At 70.4% G+C, this 20,607-nt stretch carries 22 protein-coding genes and 1 pseudogene; 11 read left to right on the top strand and 12 right to left on the bottom strand.

Going from position 1 to position 20,607, the window contains the following annotated elements; all coding sequences use genetic code 11:
• Positions 1-7 precede the first annotated feature (7 nt).
• Positions 8-1,003, bottom strand: coding sequence for an acetylxylan esterase (locus ACZ4E1_RS06380; RefSeq protein ID WP_467536382.1), 996 nt, complete (start codon positions 1,001-1,003; stop codon positions 8-10).
• Positions 1,004-1,105: 102 nt separating this feature from the next.
• Complete coding sequence (locus ACZ4E1_RS06375) at positions 1,106-1,927, bottom strand: amidohydrolase family protein (RefSeq protein WP_467536381.1); 822 nt, start codon at positions 1,925-1,927, stop codon at positions 1,106-1,108.
• A gap of 205 nt (positions 1,928-2,132) precedes the next feature.
• Between ACZ4E1_RS06375 and ACZ4E1_RS06370 the strand changes: the two genes are divergently transcribed.
• Together ACZ4E1_RS06370 and ACZ4E1_RS06365 are read left to right on the top strand one after the other, a co-directional pair.
• Positions 2,133-4,025, top strand: a complete 1,893-nt coding sequence (locus tag ACZ4E1_RS06370; RefSeq protein ID WP_467536378.1) for a DUF8034 domain-containing protein — start codon at positions 2,133-2,135, stop codon at positions 4,023-4,025.
• Positions 4,025-4,981 carry an aldo/keto reductase gene (locus tag ACZ4E1_RS06365; protein ID WP_467536377.1) on the top strand — a complete coding sequence of 319 codons (957 nt, stop codon included), beginning with the start codon at positions 4,025-4,027 and terminating at the stop codon, positions 4,979-4,981. Before ACZ4E1_RS06370 ends, ACZ4E1_RS06365 begins: the two co-directional genes overlap by 1 nt.
• Before the next feature lie 87 nt (positions 4,982-5,068).
• Here ACZ4E1_RS06365 and ACZ4E1_RS06360 read toward each other — a convergent pair whose 3' ends face one another.
• The 5 genes from ACZ4E1_RS06360 to ACZ4E1_RS06340 all read right to left on the bottom strand — a co-directional run bounded on the left by ACZ4E1_RS06360 (position 5,069) and on the right by ACZ4E1_RS06340 (position 9,723).
• Positions 5,069-5,677 carry a hypothetical protein gene (locus tag ACZ4E1_RS06360; protein WP_467536375.1) on the bottom strand — a complete coding sequence of 203 codons (609 nt, stop codon included), beginning with the start codon at positions 5,675-5,677 and terminating at the stop codon, positions 5,069-5,071.
• Positions 5,678-5,823: 146 nt separating this feature from the next.
• Positions 5,824-6,831 carry a S66 peptidase family protein gene (locus ACZ4E1_RS06355; protein WP_467536373.1) on the bottom strand — a complete coding sequence of 336 codons (1,008 nt, stop codon included), beginning with the start codon at positions 6,829-6,831 and terminating at the stop codon, positions 5,824-5,826.
• A gap of 73 nt (positions 6,832-6,904) precedes the next feature.
• On the bottom strand, positions 6,905-7,270 hold the full coding sequence (locus tag ACZ4E1_RS06350) for a DUF1330 domain-containing protein (RefSeq protein WP_467536371.1): 366 nt from the start codon (positions 7,268-7,270) through the stop codon (positions 6,905-6,907).
• A 141-nt stretch (positions 7,271-7,411) separates the two neighbouring features.
• Positions 7,412-8,581, bottom strand: coding sequence for a glycosyltransferase family 4 protein (locus ACZ4E1_RS06345; protein ID WP_467536368.1), 1,170 nt, complete (start codon positions 8,579-8,581; stop codon positions 7,412-7,414).
• Positions 8,578-9,723, bottom strand: coding sequence for a glycosyltransferase 87 family protein (locus ACZ4E1_RS06340; protein ID WP_467536367.1), 1,146 nt, complete (start codon positions 9,721-9,723; stop codon positions 8,578-8,580). Before ACZ4E1_RS06340 ends, ACZ4E1_RS06345 begins: the two co-directional genes overlap by 4 nt.
• Before the next feature lie 142 nt (positions 9,724-9,865).
• Here ACZ4E1_RS06340 and ACZ4E1_RS06335 point away from each other — a divergent pair, with 142 nt between their 5' ends.
• On the top strand, positions 9,866-11,074 hold the full coding sequence (locus ACZ4E1_RS06335; protein WP_467536666.1) for a sensor histidine kinase: 1,209 nt from the start codon (positions 9,866-9,868) through the stop codon (positions 11,072-11,074).
• Between the two features lie 32 nt (positions 11,075-11,106).
• Complete coding sequence (locus ACZ4E1_RS06330; RefSeq protein ID WP_467536365.1) at positions 11,107-11,772, top strand: response regulator; 666 nt, start codon at positions 11,107-11,109, stop codon at positions 11,770-11,772.
• Between the two features lie 409 nt (positions 11,773-12,181).
• Here the strand turns inward: ACZ4E1_RS06330 and ACZ4E1_RS06325 are convergent, their stop codons facing one another.
• From ACZ4E1_RS06325 to ACZ4E1_RS06315, 3 genes are all read right to left on the bottom strand, one after another.
• Positions 12,182-12,340: a hypothetical protein gene (locus tag ACZ4E1_RS06325; protein WP_467536363.1), complete on the bottom strand. Its 159-nt coding sequence runs from the start codon at positions 12,338-12,340 to the stop codon at positions 12,182-12,184.
• A 16-nt stretch (positions 12,341-12,356) separates the two neighbouring features.
• Positions 12,357-12,941 (bottom strand): hypothetical protein, encoded by a 585-nt coding sequence (locus tag ACZ4E1_RS06320; RefSeq protein WP_467536362.1) that lies wholly within the window; start codon positions 12,939-12,941, stop codon positions 12,357-12,359.
• A gap of 162 nt (positions 12,942-13,103) precedes the next feature.
• A complete protein-coding gene (locus tag ACZ4E1_RS06315) occupies positions 13,104-13,682 on the bottom strand; it encodes a helix-turn-helix domain-containing protein (protein WP_467536361.1) in 579 nt (192 codons plus the stop codon).
• 119 nt (positions 13,683-13,801) lie between these two features.
• Here ACZ4E1_RS06315 and ACZ4E1_RS06310 point away from each other — a divergent pair, with 119 nt between their 5' ends.
• The 4 genes and pseudogenes from ACZ4E1_RS06310 to ACZ4E1_RS06295 all read left to right on the top strand — a co-directional run bounded on the left by ACZ4E1_RS06310 (position 13,802) and on the right by ACZ4E1_RS06295 (position 16,073).
• Entirely contained in the window at positions 13,802-14,638 is an 837-nt protein-coding gene (locus ACZ4E1_RS06310) for an EamA family transporter (RefSeq protein ID WP_467536359.1), read from the top strand.
• Between the two features lie 28 nt (positions 14,639-14,666).
• A complete protein-coding gene (locus ACZ4E1_RS06305) occupies positions 14,667-15,275 on the top strand; it encodes an FMN-binding negative transcriptional regulator (protein WP_467536358.1) in 609 nt (202 codons plus the stop codon).
• Between the two features lie 80 nt (positions 15,276-15,355).
• Positions 15,356-15,614 (top strand): annotated as a pseudogene (locus ACZ4E1_RS06300) (hypothetical protein); the annotation flags it as partial.
• Positions 15,615-15,800: 186 nt separating this feature from the next.
• Positions 15,801-16,073: a dihydrodipicolinate synthase family protein gene (locus ACZ4E1_RS06295; protein WP_467536676.1), complete on the top strand. Its 273-nt coding sequence runs from the start codon at positions 15,801-15,803 to the stop codon at positions 16,071-16,073.
• A gap of 89 nt (positions 16,074-16,162) precedes the next feature.
• Here ACZ4E1_RS06295 and ACZ4E1_RS06290 read toward each other — a convergent pair whose 3' ends face one another.
• A complete protein-coding gene (locus ACZ4E1_RS06290) occupies positions 16,163-17,443 on the bottom strand; it encodes a YhgE/Pip domain-containing protein (RefSeq protein ID WP_467536356.1) in 1,281 nt (426 codons plus the stop codon).
• Positions 17,444-17,663: 220 nt separating this feature from the next.
• Here ACZ4E1_RS06290 and ACZ4E1_RS06285 point away from each other — a divergent pair, with 220 nt between their 5' ends.
• Positions 17,664-18,038 carry a PadR family transcriptional regulator gene (locus ACZ4E1_RS06285; protein ID WP_467536353.1) on the top strand — a complete coding sequence of 125 codons (375 nt, stop codon included), beginning with the start codon at positions 17,664-17,666 and terminating at the stop codon, positions 18,036-18,038.
• Positions 18,035-18,625, top strand: coding sequence for an HAAS signaling domain-containing protein (locus ACZ4E1_RS06280; RefSeq protein ID WP_467536351.1), 591 nt, complete (start codon positions 18,035-18,037; stop codon positions 18,623-18,625). Before ACZ4E1_RS06285 ends, ACZ4E1_RS06280 begins: the two co-directional genes overlap by 4 nt.
• A 230-nt stretch (positions 18,626-18,855) precedes the next feature.
• Here the strand turns inward: ACZ4E1_RS06280 and ACZ4E1_RS06275 are convergent, their stop codons facing one another.
• Positions 18,856-19,389 carry a hypothetical protein gene (locus ACZ4E1_RS06275; protein ID WP_467536349.1) on the bottom strand — a complete coding sequence of 178 codons (534 nt, stop codon included), beginning with the start codon at positions 19,387-19,389 and terminating at the stop codon, positions 18,856-18,858.
• Positions 19,390-19,758: 369 nt separating this feature from the next.
• On the opposite strand from ACZ4E1_RS06275, the gene ACZ4E1_RS06270 reads away from it, so the two are divergent.
• Positions 19,759-20,412, top strand: coding sequence for a DUF1579 family protein (locus tag ACZ4E1_RS06270; protein ID WP_467536347.1), 654 nt, complete (start codon positions 19,759-19,761; stop codon positions 20,410-20,412).
• Positions 20,413-20,607 lie beyond the last annotated feature (195 nt).

Below are 20,607 nucleotides of genomic sequence, written 5' to 3'. Positions count from 1 at the left end.
TACGCACTCATCGTCTATCGATGGTGTCCACCAGCCGCTTTGCGAGCCACTCCAGTTTGACGACCTCGTGGGCGGGGCCGCCGCCCTCGTGATCGTTGAAGGGGTAGACGGATATCCGCTTGTCCGCCTCGCCCGGCCCGCGCTGGGCGCCGTAGTGGTTGAAGGCCGCGTACACGGTGGACGGCGGGCAGATGTGGTCCATCAGGGCGACGGAGAACAGAGCCGGCGCGGTGGCCCTGCGGGCCAGGCTGACGCCGTCGAAGTAGGCCATCGTGCGGGCGACCGTCGCCGCGTGTTCCCGGTGCCGTTTCACGAACTGCGCGACCTCGACGTACGGCGGGCGGTCGGTGATCGTGGTGGCGCGCGGGAAGTGGCACAGGAACGGCACGTCCGGCATGACGCCGACGAGGTCCGGCACCAGGCCCGCCGCGGCGAGCGCGATGCCGCCGCCCTGGCTGGTGCCGGTGACGACGACGCGCGCCGGGTCGACGGCGGGATGAGTGCGCACGGCGGCGACGGCGCGGACCGCGTCGGTGTACAGGCGCCGGTAGTAGTAGCGGTGCGGGTCGAGGACGCCGCGGGTGAGGAAGCCGGGGGCCGCCATGTCGCCGGTGGCCGGGTCCGGGTCGGGGGTCTCGGCTCCCTGTCCGCGGGTGTCCATGACGAAGTGGGCGTATCCGGCGCAGGCCCACAGCCGCGTCTCGTGCGGGGCGCCCCGGCCGCTGCCGTATCCCAGGTACTCCACGACGGCGGGCAGCGGGCCCGTACGGTTCACCGGCAGGTGCAGCCAGCCGCGCACCGGATGCCCGCCGTATCCGGCGAAGGTCACGTCGAAGGTGTCGATCGTGGCCAGCCCGTTGTGCACGGGGGCGAACGTCGCGGCGGTGGCGAACTGCTCCTGCCCGGCGAGGGTGCTGTGCCAGAACGCGTCGAAGTCGGCGGGCTCCGGCAGGTCGGGGCGGTATCTCTCGAGCTCGTCCAGGGGCAGGTCGAAGAAGGCCATGGAGCGTCTCCGCGGGGGTCGGGGCCGGCCCGGCCGGGCCGGCGCAGCAGGTCACCGGCTATCGATTATCGAGGGAATCGAAGCAGGGGGATTCACGGCGTGTCAACCATGCAGCCCGTACACCCGCACGGCGTTCGCGTGCAGGACGTCCTCCCGCTGCCGTGCCGTGAGGTGGTCGAGGCCGAGCCGGGACAGGGCCAGCGACTCGGCGCGGCTCCCGCGGGCCAGGCAGATCGGCCAGTCGGATCCGATGAGGCAGCGCCGCGGGCCGACGGTGTCCACGACGCGCCGGACCAGGGCCGCGACCCGTTCGCGCGGGACGCCGTGCTGCTGGGTCAGCAGGCCGGAGATCTTCACGACGACGTTCGGCGCCGCGGCGGCCCGGTCGAGGTCCGCGTACCACTCCCCCGGGTCCGTGCGCAGGTTCGGCGGGTTGCCGAGGTGGTCGACGACCACGGTGAGCTCCGGATGCCTGGCGGCCACGTCGGCGGCGGTGCGCAACGCGCCTGCGAGGAGGTTGAGTTCGAGGAAGGTCCCGGTGTCGGCGAGGACCGGGAGCAAGGCGCGGGCGGGCGCGGGGGTGTCCGTCCAGCACGGCCCGCCGAGCCGCATCCCGCTGGGGCGGTTCTCGCGCGGTTCCGTGAGCAGGGCGCGCAGCCGGTGCTGGCCGGCGTCGGCGTGGACGTGCAGGTTCGCGACGTATCCCGCGACGAGGTCCGGCCGCAGCAGCCGCGCCGCGCGCAGGGCGTCCGTCTCGCCGGCGTCGCCCCGGGACGCCTCGACGAGGATCGACCCGGACAGGTCCGGGTCCGCGTCGGACGCGGCCAGGTCGTCGGCGTCGAAGGTCCGGTGGTGCGGGCTGTCGGGGCGGATCCAGGGGAATCCCTGGGCCGGGTCCCACAGATGGACATGGCAGTCGATCACGGTCGACAGCCTCCTCAGGGGCGGTTCCGGAGTGGTTCCGGAGTGGTTCCGGGGTGGTTCCGGGGTGGTTCCGGAGTATTGACACGCCGGCTCGCGCCGGTGAGTCTAACCATCGGCTATCGATGGGCGATTGCGAAGGGTGGGGCCACGTGAGGCACGGGACCGAGCGGAGCGGCGCTGCGGACGCGGCGGAAGCGGTGCGTCGATGAGGGCCGGCGCCGGGCACGGCCCGCGCCTGCGGGCGGACCGCCCCGTCACGGAAACCCCCCGATGGGCCACCCTGGAGCGGGAGTTGTTCGCTCTCCAGGACAAGGCGTGGCGGGTGTTCGCCGACCGGTACACCGAGGGCGACGGGCGCCTCGTGTTCCGCGACACCCTGGGCCGGGGCCTGGACGGCCGCGACGGCGTGGACGACTTCTACGAGCCCTTCTTCAACTGGCCGACGCTGTACGTCCTCGGCGGCAGCACGGAGCTGCTGGCCGCCGCGCGGCGCCACTGGGAAGGGGTGAGCGCGCAGCTCACCGAGATGGGCATGCTGGAGGGCGGCCTGGAGCGCGGCTACGACTGGTTCCACCAGGGCGAGGGGCTGCTGCTGTTCTACGGGCTGTGCCTCGCCGATCCTGAAGACGCCCACTTGCGCGAACTGGCTTGCCGTTTCGCCGACTTCTACCTTCCGGGCGGACCTAACTACGACGCCGCGCACCGGGTGATCCGGGCGCCGCACAACGGGTCGGCGGGCCCCCGGTGGGGATTCAGCGACGAGGACGCGTACTTCCCGTGGAGTCTCGCGCTGCGCCCCTACGGTCTGCCGCTCGACGGGATGCCCGACGTGACGTCCTTCGACGAGCTGGCGGCGTCCCCCGAGCGGGCCCGGGCCTACGGCCGTGCGATGTGGGACCGGATGGGCCGCGGCGACACCGTCGTGAACCTGGCGGCGACCGGGCTCGCCACCAACGCGTATCTCCTGGGCGGCGGACAGCGCTACGCGGACTGGGTCGCCGAGTACGTCGGCGTCTGGCTCGAGCGGCTCGCCGGGCACGACGTCGTCCCGGACAACGCCGGCCTGAGCGGGCAGGTCGGCGAGTACCTGGACGGCCGCTGGTACGGCGGGCACTACGGATGGTCGTGGCCGCACGGGCTGTCCCCGGTCGCCAGCGGCACCCTGGTCGGCGCGTCCAACGCCACCCTGCTGACCGGTGACACGGCCTTCCTCGACCTGGCCCGCAACCCGCTGGACGCGGTGCTGCGCCGGGCGGAGCAGCGCGGCGCGGACGAGCGGGGCACGCTCGGCGAACGCTGGGATCCCCATCTCGCGGCGATGACAGCCGACCACACCCTGATGGTCCCGCAGCGGCACAACGACTCCGGCTGGTTCGACTTCACGGTCATGCCCGGCCAACTCCCGATGTCCCTCTGGCACTTCAGCCGGGCGGAGGCGGACCGGGAGCGGATCGAGGTGCTGCGGGCCGGCTCGCACTGGGACTGGACGGCGGTGCACACCCAGCGCATCAAGGACGAGGCGGGGCACGAGGAACCCTGGTACGAGTTCCTGCAGGGCCGCAATCCGGACTTCCCCGAGCGGATGCTGCGCAGCGCGCTCGCCTCGTGCCAGGAGCGGCTCGACGCCATCGCCGGGGACCCGGTGGACCCGGCCGTCGGCCCGGACGCACTCGGCATCCACCACTGGCAGCAGCTCAATCCGGTGCTGACCGAGGCGCTGCTGCAGCTGACCACCGGCTCTCCGCAGGTCCTCTACAACGGCGGTCTCGCCCATCTCCATCTGCGCTACCACGACGCCGTGGAGCGGCGCCCCGGGCTGCCGCCGGACGTCGCCGCGCTCGTCACGGACATCAGCCCGGACCACACGGCGGTGGAGCTGGTCAATCTGGGCGGGGCGGCGCGCTCGGTGGTCGTGCAGGCGGGTTCCTTCGCCGAGCACGTGGTGCACACCGTCCGCGTCGACGAAGGCCCCGCGCACGAGGTCGGCGGCCCGTACTGCCGTGTGGAACTGCCCGGCCGCACGCGGGTGCGGCTGACGCTGACCATGACCCTGCGGTCCGGCCGACCCGCATACAACTCCCCTTGGCAGGAAGCCTGATGACCGCGTCTTCACCCGACCGGGCACCGTCCCGGACACCCTTCGCCCTCCCCCGCATCGGCATCGGGACCGCGCCGCTGGGCGGGCTGTTCCAGGAGGTGTCCGAGCAGGACGCCGCCGCCACGCTGCGCGCCGCGGCACAGGCGGGGATCAGCTACTTCGACACCGCGCCGCGCTACGGGCACGGCCAGGCCGAGGAGCGCCTCGGCCGGCTGCTCGGGCCGGCCGGGATCACCGAGCCGGTCGTCTCGACGAAAGCCGGATGGCTGCTGCGCCCCGGGCCCGGCGGCGCGCCGGGCGAGGTCGTCACGGACTGGACGGAGGCCGGGATCCGCCGGTCCCTGGAGTCGAGCCTGACCCGGCTGGGCCGGTCCTCGGTCGACGTCCTGTATCTGCACGACCCGGACGACTACCCGGAGGAGGTCCGGCGCACGGCCTATCCGGCAGTACGCAGGCTGCGCGAGGAGGGGCTGGTGCGCGCGATCGGCTTCGGCATGAACCACAGCGCACCCCTGGCCGCGTACGTGGCCGAGTTCGAGGTGGACGTGGTCCTGATCGCGGGCCGGTTCTCGCTGCTCGACCACGAGGCGTTGACGACGCTGCTGCCGCTGTGCGCGCGGACCGGGACGGCGGTGGTCGTGGGCGGCGTCTTCAACACCGGTCTGCTCGCGGACCCGTCGCCCCAGGCGATGTTCAACTACCGTCCGGTTCCCGGGCGGGAGCTGGCCCGGGCGCAGGAGTGCCGGGCGCTGTGCGCCGAGTTCGGGGTGCCCCTCTCCGCGGCCGCGGTCCAGTTCCCGTTCCTGCACCCGGCGGTCGCCTCGGTGGTCGTCGGCTGCCGGTCGGCGACCGAGGTGACCGCGAACGCGGCGGCGGCCCGCTTCCCCGTCCCCGACGGGCTGTGGGAGCGACTGGCCGACACCGGGTTCGTACCACGGTCCTTGCTGGACGGCTGAGGCTCGGGCCGGGGCGTTCACCTCCAGGCACATTTCGGGTGCCGGCCGTCAAGATGACGACGTATCCGAGCACCACCTGGCAGTCCCTCAGTTGCCGCTCAGCGGCGTTCCCCATGTGGGGTCGTGGTGCGATCTTCTCGCCAGGCAGGTCAGCAGATGCTCCGCCGTGCTGAAGGCACTGTCATGCGGCGCTCCGACCGAAATGAGGTCGGCTGCGAGCCTTGCCGACGCCGACTCCGGCAGGTCCAGATCGGCAAGGAGAGGGAGGATCAGCAGGAGGCGCGCGGCTGGGTCCTCGACGCCTTCTGCCGGGGAGGGGCTGTCGGCCAGGCGAACCAGTTCGTGCCAGGTCAGCCCGGCCCCGGACAGTTCTCCTTCCCAGCTGGCTGTCTGCTGGGCGTGGCTCCGGCCTGGATGGGTGAGGAGGTAGTCGATGCCGTAGTCGCCGACCAGGTTGCGGTAGATCACCACAGCCCCGGGACCGTCTTCAGCCGGTACTCGGAAAACAGGCCAGCGTTCGGGGTCGAAGAGGACTTCGGACAAGGCATCCGTATCGGCACCGTCGTCGCCGAACCACTCCGGTACAGGACGCGATCCGTCGCCGCACATCATGAGGTAGTTCGACCAGAAGCCTCGTCTGGCCGGCAGTGACTCGCCCGCAACCAGCGGGCCGTCGTCGTATCCCTTGATCAGCACACTGGGATCCTGCCACCAGCCACTGACACGCCCCTATCCGACTTGGGCGCCGAGAACGCGCCGCGGCGAGGAAGGTCGCGCAGCCCACGCTGCCGCGGGCCTGATTCTGGGCCGGACCGCGTGAGGGTCTCGCTGTCACTCCGTTGTCACGTCACGGCCGAGCCCACCGTGAGCGTTCGTGCTGTGCCGTCGAGGAGCGCTTCCGTACCCAGAGGCAGGGTGGCCGGCCGCGCTCGGTGGCCGACGGGCAGGCCGCCGACCACAGGGATTCCGAGGTCGCCGAAATGCTCGGCCAGGACATCGACAACGCTCCAGCCGCCGTCCTGGGGAGCTGTTGCATCACCCTCGAACCCGAAGAACTGGCCCAGGGCAACGCCACGCAGCCCGTTCAACGCCCCACTGCGGCGCATCTGGGTCAGAGCCCGGTCCACGTTGCGCAGGCCGCCTGCGGGGTGTTCCAGAAACAGGATGGCCCCGTCGAGAGCAGGCAGCCCGGCGCCGGCCTCGGTGCTGAGGGCCGTGAGAAGTCCCCCGACCAGCACGCCCCTCGCCGTCCCACCCACAGTGACACCTGCGGTCGCCTCGGTCGGATCGGAGCACAACGTGACCGACTCAGTCGTCATCACGGCACGGCGCAGCGACTCTACGGTCGCCTTGTCGAGGACATCATCGCCATGCGTGAGGAAGGGACCGTGGACGGTCGCGAGCCCGCATTCCCTCCACAGCGCGAGGTGCAGGTGCGTCACGTCACTGAACCCGATGAGCGGCTTGGGGTCACGTCGTACGGCATCCGTGTCGAGCCCGTCGGCAATCCTGTACGCACCTGCCCCGCCGCGCGTGGCGAAAACGGCTCTCACTCCCGGGTCCCTGAAAGCCTCGTTGAGATCCGCCAGCCGGTCCCCGTCCTCACCGGCCATGGGGCCCCATTGATCGAAGACGTGCTCGCCCAGTTCCACGCGCAGGCCCCAGGACTCAAGGACGGCCACACCCCGTTCCACGTGGCGGCGATCGGGGCTGCTGGACGGTGACACGAGCCGCACCCGGTCACCAGGGTGAAGCCGTGGAGCACGCAGGCGCCGGTCCTTCGTCCCCGCGCTCTGCAGCAGCCCGTCCGTCGTACTCGGCTGATCGCCCTGGGGGCTGGAAGGATGCATGAGGCGATCATGTACGGAAACATCCCGGGCCTGCCCATGGCTAGGGCTATGTCGCACATCGTCGTTGTTCGGATCAGGGTTGAGTGGCGTCGCTCGCCCGCCCCTCTTCTGCTCGAATCTTTGTCGCTCGCTCATGTGGGTCATACGCCGGTCCAACACCCTCGATCAGGAGCAGGTCTCCCTCGATGTGGTCGGTCCGAAGCCGCAGAATCTTCTGGTATTCCCGGGATTCATACCAGGCACGGGCCTTGGCCATGTCTGGGAACTCTATGAGCACCATGCTTCCAGGCCAGCTTCCTTCCACGACCTCGGCCGGTGGGCCGTGGATGACGAAGCGCCCGTGGAAGGGGTCGAGGGTGGCCTGGATGCGCTCCAAGTACCTCAAAATATCGGGGTGGTGACGGCGATTACGCAGATGCGCGAAGCCATAAGCAGACATGGTGATCCCTTGGCCGGCCTGTCTGTGTCCCCTTTTGAGACGACGCTCTGAACGTAGACGGGAGGTCCGTCACGTGACCATTACCGCTGAGGTAATGATCACGTGATCAAGGTGCCGGTGCACCGCGGCGGTCGGCAGAACTCAGTGTGCTGCTCCGGCTGCATGGAGCAGTCGGGCGAGAGTCGTGTAGGAGCTGTTCCAGGTCCATTCCGTTTGGACCCAGTGGCGGCCCTTCTGGCCCATCTCGTGGGCGAGTTCGGGGTTGCGGAGGAATCTGGTCAGGCGGTCCGCTGTCGCCGCCACCGAGCGGCCGTCGATGACATGGCCGGTCTCGCCGTCGCGTACGGCGTCGGGGGCACCGCCCGAGTCCCCTGCCAGGACAGGCAGGCCCGCTGCAGCAGCCTCCAGGTAGACGATGCCCAAGCCTTCGACCTCAAGGCCCCGCCGTCGGGTGCGGCAGGGCATGGCGAAGGCGTTGGCGGCGGCGTAGAAGGAGGGGAGGGCATGATGTGCCTGGCCTCCGGCGAAGACGACAGAGTCCGATACACCTTCTGTCACGGCGAGTTGGCGCAGTCGGGCGGTGTACGGGCCGTCGCCGACCAGGAGGAGCATCGCGTCCGGGACTGCCCTGCGGATCCAGGGCAGGGCTCTGATCAGGGTGTCCTGCCCCTTGCGCGGGACCAGCCGGGCCGCGCAAAGGATCACCGGACGGCGGCCGAGGCCGTAGCGGGCCCGCACCGGTTCGCCGTCCAGATAGGGGTGGAAGGTGGTGGTGTCCACCCCGGGGGCCAGGCGCGCGGTGCGGGTGCCGGGAGCAAGGGCGGCTTCGATCGGCCGGCGGGTGCTCGGGCAGAGCCAGGTCAGGGCGTCGACGTCCTTGCCGATGCGGCGCAGCAGGGCCCTGGCGCCAGGAGTGCGGGCCCACCAGAGCTCGTGGCCGTGTGTGGTGGCGACCGCAGTGCGGATGTCCGTCGTCTTGCGCAGTCGGGCCGTCATCAGGCCGAGCGGCGCCGCCGCACCGAACCACACCCGGTCGCAGTGGTACCGGCGGGCCACGGATGCGGCGTGCGTGGTGGCCTGCCGTGTGGGCAGGAGGGTCCGTACCGGATGGCGGACCACCGGATACGGATGGGGATGGGGACGGTCGGATGGCCACTCGGCTTTGGCTGGGCTCGACGCCGACGTGAAGACCACTACCTCGTCCGGTGGGAAGCGGTCGGCCAGTTCACGGACGAACGTCTCGATGCCGCCCTGTCTGGGCGGGAAGTCATTCGTGACGATCAGGGTGCGGGGACGGGAGTTGTTCGTCATGCGAGGGCCTTCTTCCTGGAGGGGGTGGCCGTGGTGGTGGGGGTGTCGGTGTGCTGCGGCGATCGGCAGGTCAGCACCCCGAGCAGCAGCGGATAGACGAGGTAGCCGAAGCGGGTCGCGGGCATCAGGGCTGTCGCCAGGCCGAGGCCGAGCGCGAGCCGGGCGGCGGCAGCAGGTGGTGTTCTGGGTGGCCGCGCCATCAGGGATGCCGTGGTCACGAGCGCTCCCGCCGCGAGGAACACGAGCGCGAGGGTCCTGCCGCCCGGGACGTGGGCCGCGAGCAGATGCCCGGGCAGCGGACTCGCGGCCGGCGAGACGGTGTCGGTGAGACCCAGCGGGAAGGCGATGACGTTCTGGTAGAAGGCAGCGGGGTCGGTGAGCACGAAGGGCAGCACGACCGTCGTCGCGGTGGACAGGGCCACGGCCGTGCAGCGCAGCGCGGGCCGAGCGCCCCGGCGCACCGTGATCAGCGCCAGCACTACGGGGAGTGATGGCCATGCCGTCCATTTGAGTGCGGCGGCGGCGCCGAGGACGAAGCCCGCCCGGCCGGACCGTCCCTGTCCGGCGAGCGTGACGCCCAGGCACATCAGGCCGGCGACCGGAAGGTCGATCCCTCCCACCGCGAGGGGCAACGCGACGAGAGGGCAGGCGAGCAGCCAGGCTCGGTTCATGCCGGCCGCCGCGAGGGTCGTCACGAAGAGGCCGCCCATCCACCAGCGCGCGTCTCCGGGCAGCGCGCCGAAGAGGGCCATCGCGGGGAGGTAGGGGTTGAAGTCGGCGACAGCTGAAGGGTCCGCGAGGTACGGGGTGCCGGTCGTGAGGAGCAGGTGCCCCGAGCGCTCGACGACTGCGATCTCCAGTTGTCCGAGTCCTGCCGCCACAAGGGAGACGAACGGCACCACGACGGCTCCCGCCACCGCGACGATCCGCGCGGCAGGCCGGGTACGCGCACCGCACGCCAGGACAGCCGCGACCGCGTATCCCGCCGACGCCCCTGTCCCCCACACACGGTGCGGTACGAGACGCGACACGAGGGTGAGACTCAGCGCCACGACCGTGCAGAGCGCCCACGCGTACGGCTCATATCGCGCGGGACGCAGGTGCCGAACCTGTCGCGCGTACCGTTCAAGTCTCTTCGCCATGTCCGTCGACGGTAGGAATCTGCAGATCGCCGCGCGTCAACCGAGGCTGCGGACCTGGGAGTCAACCCGTGGCATGACGTCCGCCCGCAGGCTCACCCCGTACGGTGACGCGCCCACCGATCTCTGCACGGACCATGGACGTATGCGTATGTCCCTTCAGCAGCGGTGCCGCGTCTGGATCGCCGAGCCCGCCTACCCCTGGGTCACCGGCGGTGCCCTGACCGCCGCAGCCGTGGCGGAGCTGATCGCCTTTCCCGGATCCGTGACCACCGTGACCGGAGTGCTGGTCTCCTCCGTCTCACTGATGTGGCGGCGGTCCTTCCCGCCGGTCGCGGTGCTCACGGTCGCCGCCGGACTCCTCGGGTTCGCCGGGGACGTCAACCTGTACCTGTCGATCATGGCGAGCGGGCTGATCGGCTTCTACACCCTGGGCCGGTTCCGGGTGCTGCACCCCGCATTGATCGTCACGGGCGGCGCATTGGGTGCCGTGTGCGTGAATCTGGTGCACATCAACACCTGGTCGCGCATGAACCTGCCGGTGCCCGCGCTCTGGGAGAAGGGGTCTCTCAGCTTGTTCGCCGAGTCGTTCCTGCTGACCGTGGTCACCTTCGGCGCAGTGATGATGGGCGACGCGGTCCGCTCCCGGGAGGAGTCACGCAATGAACGGAACCTGGCCCAGGCCCAGTTGATCGCCTTGGAGCGGCAGCAGGCCGCCGAGGCCGAGCGCGCCGCCATCGCCCGGGAGCTCCACGACATCGTCTCGCACTCGGTGTCGATGATCGCCGTTCAGGCCGAATGCGCGACCTACACCACCCCCGGGCTCACGCCCGAGGCCCGCGACGGCTTCCAGCAGATTGCCACCACGGCCCGCTCATCGATGGCCGAACTGCGACGTCTCCTCGGCGTCCTGCGCACATCACCAGCGGACGCTGCCCTCACCGCGCCGCAGCCGACGCTCGACCGCCTTGCCGAACTGGTGGAGCAGCACCGGGCTGTGGGCGGCACGGCCGAGTTGAAGGTGACCGGTGAGCGGGTGGCACTTCCCGCCGCGTGGGAACTGTCCGCGTACCGGATCGCCCAAGAGGCGCTGACCAATGCCCGCAAGCACGCGCCCGGTGCACGTACTTTGGTGGAGATCGACTACGGTGCTGCCGCCGGCCGCCTCCTCACCCTACGCATCCGTGACAACGGCCCAGGCCCAGACCCAGGGTTGGCCCCCGGCCCGGGAACGGGTCACGGGCTGACCGGGATGCGGGAGCGAGCGGCCTTGGTCGGGGGTCGTCTCCGCGCAGGGGCGGGCCCGGATGGAGGGTTCCTGGTGGAAGCGCAACTCCCCTGGGCGACCGGGTGATCAACCCCGTGGCGGGAAAGAAGGAGGCATGCGTGATCAGGGCACTGGTCGCCGATGACCAGGCGGTCGTCCGTACCGGCTTCGTGAACCTTCTGGGCACACAGGAGGACATCGAGGTCGTTGCCGAGGCCGAGGACGGAGAGCAGGCCGTACGCCTTGCCGCGGCGACGCGCCCCGATCTCGCACTCCTCGACATCCGTATGCCGCACAAGAACGGCATCGAGGCGGCACGCGAGATCATCGCCGCATCCGGCGGAACGACGAAGGTTCTCATGCTGACGACCTTCGGTCTCGACGAGTACGTGTACGACGCGCTCGCCGCCGGCGCGGCCGGGTTCCTCCTCAAAGACGCGACCTTTCCCGAACTGCTGCATGCGGTACGCGTAGTGGCAGCCGGGAACGCGCTGCTCTCCCCCGAGATCACCAAACGGCTCATCGGCGAATTCGTCCACGCGCGCACATCACGACTGCCCGTTCACTCGGTGGGAGAACTCACCGCCCGGGAGGCGGAAGTGCTCACGTTGATCGCCCGAGGACTGTCCAACGGAGAGATCGCCGGCCGGCTCACCATCACGGACCACACCGTGAAAACCCACATCAACCGCCTCTTCGCCAAGCTCGAACTACGCGATCGGGCCCAGGCCGTGATCGCCGCCTACGAGCTGGGGCTGGTACAAGTCGGTGGCAGGGCCGACTGACAGGCCGAAGCCGCGGACTCCCACTGCTCCTGGAACGACTGGTATCGAGCAGGCCCGCGTTGCCGCGCGGGCCGGGAAGGCACGCCCGTGCTCAGCGCGGCGAACGCCGCCTCGCCCACATGTCACAGCGCATGACAGCGCGTGCCGGACAAGGCCCGCGCCTCCTGGGGCTCCTGTCGACGCGGCCCTGCCGCCCGCTGTAGGTCGTGAGCCACAATGCACGCACGATCGGTGAGGGGGCAGCGTGGATCGGGATGCCGCGAGGGCATGGTGGAAAGGTCTTGTCCGTTGGACGGCTGTCGCCGTGCTGGCGTCGATCGTGCTGTCGCTCCTCGTCTCGGCCCTTCTCCTCGGTCTCCCTCACGGATGGAAGGCGGCCACGTCCTTGGCCGACATCACACTGCGCACGTCATGGATCGCCTGTTTTCTTGTCCCGGTCACCGTCGTCGCGCACGTGACGGTCCACCTCGGTCGCCGCAGGCGGCGGCACCTCCATGGTCGCCACCACCCCCGGTCCTTCAAGAAGGGCGGTCAGCACCGCTGACCCGGCGCTGAGGACCATCGTCATGCATGCTCCTGGGCCATCAGATGTCCTTCACTTCGATGGGAGGGAGAGCGCCGCTAGCGCGCCGGCGACGGTAGGCGAAGGCCAGAGCGATCGTGATCGGGCCCCAGAGGGCGACCGGGCCGGTGGCCGTGAGCGCCAGGGCCTGCCAGGCGCTGGTGGCGTAGTCGACGCGGTCGATAACACCGAACGCGGTGAGCGCCTGCCCGCCGCCGAGCGGGATCGAACTGAACAGCACCGTAAGAACCAAGCCGCCGAACAGCGCAGCGGTGAAGACCGCGCCGGCCCGCACCGGCCTTCCGCCGATGACCGGGATCCAGGCGGGCGCCACCTCGCCCCAGCCCCGGACCAACCCGATCGTCAGAAACGCGATCAGTTCGCTCAGCACACTGAGGGTCAGGACATACGGCACGCTGATCCAGTACGAAGGCATGTCCGGCTGACCGATCTGACCCATCTCGAAGTGGACGGCGAACGGCAGCCGCCACAGGCACGACGGCAACAGGAGCAACGGGAGCGCACAGGCCAGGCGTGTCGCCCAGCGGGGCACCGGACGCTCGGTGTCATCGACGGTCGGAGGTCTGTGCAGGAGGCTGATCTTCATGGCTCCACCCTCGCGAGACGGCTGCCACGAAACATCGCCCGCGCAGACGGAGCACCTCCGCCACACGGCGGAGGCGGACTCCGGGGACTTCGTCTCCGGTGTGAGCGCCTGCTGTGACTGAGCACTTCAGTCGGCCCCTTCGGCCGCCTGAGGTGCTCAATTTCAGGTGGTGGGGCCCGGCGGCAGGTGGACGGTCATGATCAGGTGGCAGGTGGTCTCGCCGGAGCCCCGGTAGGTGTGGGGGGCGTCTCCGTCGAAGGTGGCGGTCTGTCCGGCTTCGACGGGGTGCTCGGTGCCGTCGACAACGAGGACCATCCTGCCCTCGGTGACGCTGATGGTCTCGACGACGCCGGCCTGGTGGGGGTGGCTGGGGTATTCCTCGCCCGGTTCCAGGCGCCAGCGCCACACCTCGACCGGGGCGGGGCCGGAGGTGGTGAGCATGAGGCGGGCTTCGCTGCCCTTGTCTCCGGCCCACAGCGGCATGACGGTATCGGCGGCCACAATGCGGACGCGGCCTTCGGCCGGTCCTTCCATGAGGGCGGAGACCGAGACGCCGAGAGTGTCGGCGAGGCGGACCAGGGTCGCGAAGTTCGGGTTGCCCTGTGCCTTCTCCAGGCCGACCAGGGAGCCCTTGCTGACCTTGGCCCGGCGGCCGAGTTCGTCCAGGGACAGGCCCGCGCGGGTGCGGGCGGTGCGGACGTTGTGCGCGAGCGTGCGCAGGGCCGCGTCTGTCTCGGCCACCTGGCCACCTTTCCCATGGTTCGGTCAGTGGAATGCGCCACACGGTCGTTCGATTGACACAGGGCGGTCATTCCGTTGTACGGTCTAGTCGTTCTACTGCAATAGTAAGGGATCGTCTCGTGATAGCTCTGCTGCTGGCCCTGGGCAGTTCTCTGGCCTACGGATGCGCCGACTTCCTCGGCGGTCTGGGCGCCCGCAAGGCGCACGTGCTGCGCACCGTGATGGCCGCCGCTCCGGCCAGTCTCGCGGTCGAGCTGATGCTGTGGCCGGTCCTGGGAGCCTCGTTCAGTCCGGCCGCGGTCGGCTGGGGCGCCGCTTCCGGCGTGGCCTCGGCGGCAGCGTTCACCCTGCTCTACAAGACGCTGGCCATCGGTCCGATGAACGTGCTCTCCCCGGTGACGGCACTGGTCTCCGCCGCGCTGCCGGTCGCGGTCGGACTGGTGCAGGGCGAGCACCTGGGGATGGCCGGTCTGCTGGGTCTGCCGCTCGCGCTCGTCGCGGTGGTGCTGGTCAGCGCGGGGCACGGCGCGGGGTCGGCGAGGCCGTCGCGCGCCGCGCTGCTGCTCGCGCTCGGGGCCGGTGCGGCGATCGCGCTGCAGTTGATCTTTCTGCATCAGGCGCCCTCGGACAGCGGGGTTGCCCCGCTGGTCATCGGCAGAGCGGTCTCCTCCGTGGTCACTCTGGCGGCGGCCGGGTTCATGCACCGCAGGCTGGGTCCGGAGAAGCCCGCCTACGGGCTGTCGGCGGCGGCCGGAGTGCTGGACTCGCTGGCGAACCTGCTGTTTCTGCTCGCTGCGCGTAGCGGTGACCTCACCGTCGTCGCCGTGATCACCGCCTTGTATCCGGCCGGCACGGTGCTGCTGGCCCGCAGTGTGCTCCGCGAGCGCATCCACAGGAGCCAGCTCATCGGCCTGGGCACGGCCGCGGTCGCGGTCAGCCTCCTCGCTCTCACCTGAACCGTCTGCTGTCCGCAAGGAGACCCGCATGTTCATCCAGCCCTGGGACGCGGCCCTGGACGAGGCCGAGTGGCAGACCTGGGTCGCCGACGGCCACGACTTCGGCCTGCTCAGCGTCAACGGTCTGCTCGGCCACCCGCCCGTCACCGTGCCGACCCACTTCGTCGTCGACGGCAGCCGCCTGCTGACCCATCTGGCCCGCCCCAACCCGGTCTGGGACTCGCTCGCCTACGACCCCAACGTCACCTTCACCGTGGTCGGCGACTACGCCTTCGTCCCCGGCCCCTGGCGGGCAGGACCCGGAACCGAACCCACCGACGGCGTGCCCACCAGCTACTACGCGGCCGTCCAGTTCGCCTGCCAGGCCCGCATCGTGGACGAGCCCGAGGCCAAGGCCGCCCTGCTGCGCCGGCAGATGGCCCACTTCCAGCCCGACGGCGACCACGGCGCGATCGAGGTCGGCCAGGCCCCGTACGGGCGCATGCTGTCCGGCATCCGCGGGCTGGCCCTTGAAGTCGGCGAGGTGCGGGCCAAGTTCAAGTACGACGACCACAAGCCCGTCGAACACCGCACTTCCGTCGCCGACCGGCTCACCGCGCGTGGCCAGGCCCTGGACGTGCCCACCGCACGCCAGTAACGGCGCCGCCTGGACCGCATCGGCCCCTGGAAACCCTGACACCTCCCTCCCCCGCCCCTTCTCGGAACGGAGCACCACCCATGACCGCCTTCCACCTCGATCCCGCCATCGCCGACGCCTTCCCCGACACTCTCATCGCCCTGGTCACCGCCACCGGGCTGCGCGGCCACGAGCCCTGGCCCGCCACCACCACCGCCCTCACGCAGCTCGAGCAACAGCTCACCGACGGATCGTGGGCGCCCGCCGACGAGAGCGATCCCCGCATCGCCGCCTGGCACACCGTCTACCGCTCGTTCGGCACCAACCCGCGCCGGATCCGCCCCAGCGTCGACGCCCGCGTCGACTCGATCGGGGCTCTGGGCTCCACCGGCTCCCACGCCTATCTCACCCGGCCCGAACGCGCCCGCGTCGCGCACCTGGCCGTCGAGCACGCCGACGGCATCCCCGTCATCGTCGGCATCAGCGCGCTGCGCACCGCTCACGTCCTGGAGGCGGCCGAGGACGCCCAGAAAGGCCTGGTACTCCGTGATCGGCGGCACCTTCCCCAAGCCCGCCCTGGAACTCACCCGAGCCGCCCAGGCCGGGAACAGCGAGCAGGCCCAGCGCGTCTCCGAACGCCTCCAGCCGATGTGGGACTTGTACATCCGGCACGGAGGATCCCTGCGGGTCATCGCCGCCGCAGCAGCCCACCTGGGTCTGACCGCGCCCGACAACCTTCCCCTGCCACTGCGCGGCCTCGACACCCGGCAACGCGCCCAGATCGGCACGGTCATCGAGGAACTGGGGCTCAATGCCTGACAGCACATCAGAGATGCCGCCTGGGCCTCACCCTTCACTGCTGGTAGCCGACCACCCTGTTCCGACGCCGGATACCGCAGCCCCAGAGGTCAGGCGACTTGGGACGCCATGCGGTGCAGGCCCTTCCGGTCGTAATACCGCGTCATGAGGAATCCGAAGGCGAGGGCCGCTGCGATGCCGATCGCGATCATGATCCAGGCACGCGCGAGTCCCGCGTCCGCGCGGGCGTCGAAGTACAGGATCGCCCTGACCCCGCCGGAGAGTTGACGCATCGGCTCGAAGAGGGCCAGGAAGCGGTAGAAGCCCGGCACGGCCTGCAGCGGGATCGTGGCGCCCGAGGACGGGAGGGCCAGGGCGATGAAGACGAACATGGACACGATCTGGCCGATGCCCCCGAACGCCGCGTTGATCGCCTGCACGCCGAGCCCCACGCCGAGACAGGCACAGTACGAGAACAGAGCCAGCATGGGAACGTGCGGAGCGTCCATGCCCAGGATGGGGATGCAGGCCACCATGACCAGCGCCACGGTCACTACGGACAGCCCTGCCGTCATGATCATTTTGATGAGCAGGGTCTGCGTGCGGTTGATCGGGACCGTGGGGTGGCGCCGGTGCCAGGGGCCGATCTCGACATCGGCGTAGCCGAGTGCGGTGTCGATGCTGTTGTGGACGATGTTGGCGCCCAGGAATCCGGCGAGGACGAGCAGCAGCACGTAGTAGAAGGCGCTCAGCCCCAAGCCGCTGTGGCGGCCGATGGGGTGTCCCTGCTTCGTGTTCACCGCGACCGGGTCGGACAGCAGCATACGGGCCGTGGGGTCCGCCTCGGCGAGTTGCGGGGAGGAGGTGAGCTGTTTGCCGATACCCAGGGAGGCGCTGCGGGCCGCCTGTTGGCTGATCTTGGCTGCCATCGAGGAACCGAGGCTGCCCAGGCCCGGGTTGGTGAGTACGGTCAGCGTCGGCCGGGTCGCGTGAGGGCCGCCCAGGGAGGTCACGGCGGCGGTGAACTCGCGCGGGACGACGAGAGCCCCGTAGACCTTCCCCGAGGCCAGTTGATCCTGGGCTTCGTCGATGCTCAGCCGGCGCCACTGCACGTCCCCGGGCGGCGTGCCGGCGACGATCTGGCTGCTGATCTGCGCACCCAGATTCTGCTGCGCTCCGGGCAGGGGGCGGCCGGTGTCCTGATCGACGAGGGCGATGGGCAGCCGGTGCAGGCTGCTTTCGGGGGTGAGGATGCCTCCCATGTAGAGCAGCGAGAGGACGAGGGCCACCAACCCGCTCAGCACGCCTGGCGCGATCCACAGCTTGCCCTGGAGCAGCAGGGAGCTGGGCTTCGCCCCGGTCGCTGGGGGCTGGGTGTTGTCGGAGGGCATGGGGCTCCATCAGCGGTCGCGGGTTGCTGGTGCGTGCGGCAGTGGGAGCGTAGGCGTCGACGCGGCCGGAGCGGACCCGCGACACCAGCCGCTTCGCGGTAGCCGCCCGAACGTGTCGTGCGGTCCGGTGCGGGGCTCGGCACGGCCCGTGCCTGCCACATGTCCGTGCCCCTCCGGCACCCGGCCCTCACCCTATGCGTCACCTGGTATCTTGCTTTGCATGGAACCTGGTCATTCGATCAAGCAGGCCCGCGCAGCCGCCCAGCTGCGCAAGGGCGTGCTGGAGTACTGCGTCCTCGCCTTGATGCGGGACCAGCCGCGTTACGGCGTGGAGCTGCTCCATGCCCTGGAGGACTCGGGTGCGCTGGCCACCAGCCAGGGCACCGTCTACCCGCTGCTCTCCCGGCTCCGCCGCGACGACCTGGTCACCACCACCTGGCAGGAGTCCGCCTCGGGCCCTCCCCGCCGGTATTACGCCCTCACCGCCGGCGGCCGGGCGGCGCTCGACGAGTTCACCCACGTCTGGCCCGGCTTCCGTGATGCCGTCGACACCTTCCTGGCCACCCCCCACCCCGCCACCGGAGACCTCGTATGAAGACCACCGACCCCGTACGCGACTACCTCGCCGCCGTCGAGCGCGAGGCCTCCGCACTGCCGGCCGACCGCCGTCAGGAACTCCTCGCCGACCTCGCCGAACACATCGAGGTGACCCGCGCCGAACGCCCCGACGCCGCGCTCGCCGACATCCTCCGGGACCTCGGCGACCCCCGCACCATCGCCGCGACCGCGCTCTCCGAGGCCGGCGGCCAGGGCTTCGTCTCCTCGGCGCCGGGCCCTGCCGCCGACGAGCGCGGCAAGGTGCGGCCCCTGGTCCCGCTGCTCATGCTCACGCTCCCCTTCCTCGCCGCGGTCCCCTTCCCGGACAGCACCGCCCTGCAGTTCCTCAGCGGCGTGTTCCGCATCGTCGGCGCGATTCTGCTCTGCACCTCTGTCCACTGGACCCCGCTGAAGAAGGCGATCGGCGTCGTACTCACCTTCGTCCTGCCGACCACCGCCGTCATCATCTGGGAAGAGACCACCGTCGCCCCGGCCGGTGACCTCCCCGCCCTCGTGGCCAACCTCGTCACGCTGGCCGTGCTGGCCGGCACGGCGACCTGGCTCTGGCGCACGCGTCGCCCTTGACACCTCGGGCGAGGCCTGAGCCCCCGCCCTCCTGGCGCGGCATCGCGGGCTGACCGGCCGAGCGCGGCGCCGAACCGTGCACGAACGATCTCCGCTGGAGCGGATGCTCGGCGAGCTGACCTCGTCCTGCCCTTCCTCTGTCCGGCAGGCTCCCCGCGGCGCGCAAGTGCCCAGGAAAGCACCTGCCTCAGGCATGCGCCGCCGCGCCGGCGAGCCCAGGTGCGGGCCCCTCACGCGGCCCGGCGGGCGCCTGCCGTCGCGGCGGTCAGGAAGAGAACGGCGAGCACGGCGAACGGCCACGGCGAGGAATCGCCGTTCACCTCAGGGGCCACGCGCCGCGCGGAATCGAAGGTCACCCGGATCGTCCCGCCCTTGGCGCCGAGCCGCTCACGCTTCGTCAGCGCATCCGGGTAGCCGCCCGGACACCGCAGCGTGTGATGGTAGACGGTGATCTCCACGTCACCGTCGCCGAATCCCTTCTGCTGTTCTTCGGTGACCTTGCCGATGACGCAGGTGACGGCCTCGTCCCGGGAGGCCGATCGATCCGCGACGGCTACGCACAGCAGCAGCGCGGCGGCCAGCGCGAGCGCCCCGAAGCACCCCGTGGCGCCGCCCACGAGACGGAGATAGACGACCAGAGCACCGCCCAGCAGGGCCGCCCCGCCGGCCACCGCGATCGCACCGGGCGGTGCCGACAGGCCCGACAGGCTCCCGAACGACCAGGCCGCCCAGCCGTACAGCATCGCGGCCGCGGCGGCAGGCACGGCCAGTGCACCCATCCGCCTCGCCGCCGACGCAGCCCCGCCGCCGGCCTCTCCCACTGTCTCCACTCCCGGCACGGACACCACCCCCACCCTGTGGACGCCCGCCACACGGTCGCGGTTTCCCCCGTCCGGGCATCAGCTGAGATCGCTTTCCAGCGGCCTGTCCGGCGGATCATGTGACTGTGCCGGATTCGGGTCGTCGGCAGTCGATCGAACTCCGCCTCCGCCGATGAACGCCGGCCTGCAGCTCAGCAGCCAAGGCGAAGTCGAGTGCTTACGATCCGGTTAATCGGTTCGCCCGCAGCCTCTTGTCGCGGATCATGGCCCGTTGGTACGTCACGGTTTGATGTCCACAACGGAGGGTTTCCCATGTCCACGGATCATCAACGGAGTAGGCGACGAGGCTGGCTCGTCGCCGGTGTACTCGCTTCGGCCATCGGTCTGACCGGCTCACTCAACGCATCCGCCGCGCCGCCCCGCACGCCGGCCACCACGGTCACCGCCTCGCCGGAGGACAACCTCACCCCTGGTCCGCACCACCGCGTGCTCGACCCCCTGGTCGGTACCTGGAAGGCGACGAAGTACAACTGGGTGCTCGGCAAGGACGGCAAGCCGGTCGTCTCCCACGACATCAGGGTGAAGGTCCGCTGGATCAAGAAGACCGGAGGCCGCTTCCTGGAAGAGCGCACCGAAGGCACCCTCGCCGGCCGGTCGTACTACCGCCTCGGCGTCCTGGGCTACTCCAATATCGACCGGCGTTACGAGTGGACCACCTTCGACAGCGTCACCCCGACGGCCATGACCTACCGGGGTGAGCCGGACAGCGGCACCGCCACTGAGATCTCCATTCCCGGCGAGTTCACCGACCCGGGAATCCTCGGCCCCGAATACCAGGGCAAGACCATCCCCATGCGCACGCTCATCAGGATCGACTCCGCAGACCGGCACACACTCGATCTCTACTTCACCCCGCCCGGCCAGCAGGAACGCCTGGTGGACCGGGTCGTCTACACCCGGAAGTAGCCGTTCCCTCCAGGATGCTCGGCCGTCCCGGACACCGGGGCGGCCGAGCACCCGGAGCCGTGCCACCGCCCCCTCGTCGCCGGCCAGGAGGTGAAGTCTGCCGAACGATCCCGTCATGGGCCGATCGCGAGGCGGCGCTTTCGTAGGCGCAGCGAGCCATCCTGCCTGGGGTTCACAGCCGCCGGGCGCCAAGCC

Source organism: Streptomyces sp. NPDC025806, from assembly GCF_055558275.1.
The sequence above is the reverse complement of the archived record's forward strand: the minus strand, read 5'-3'. Positions and strand labels throughout refer to the sequence as shown.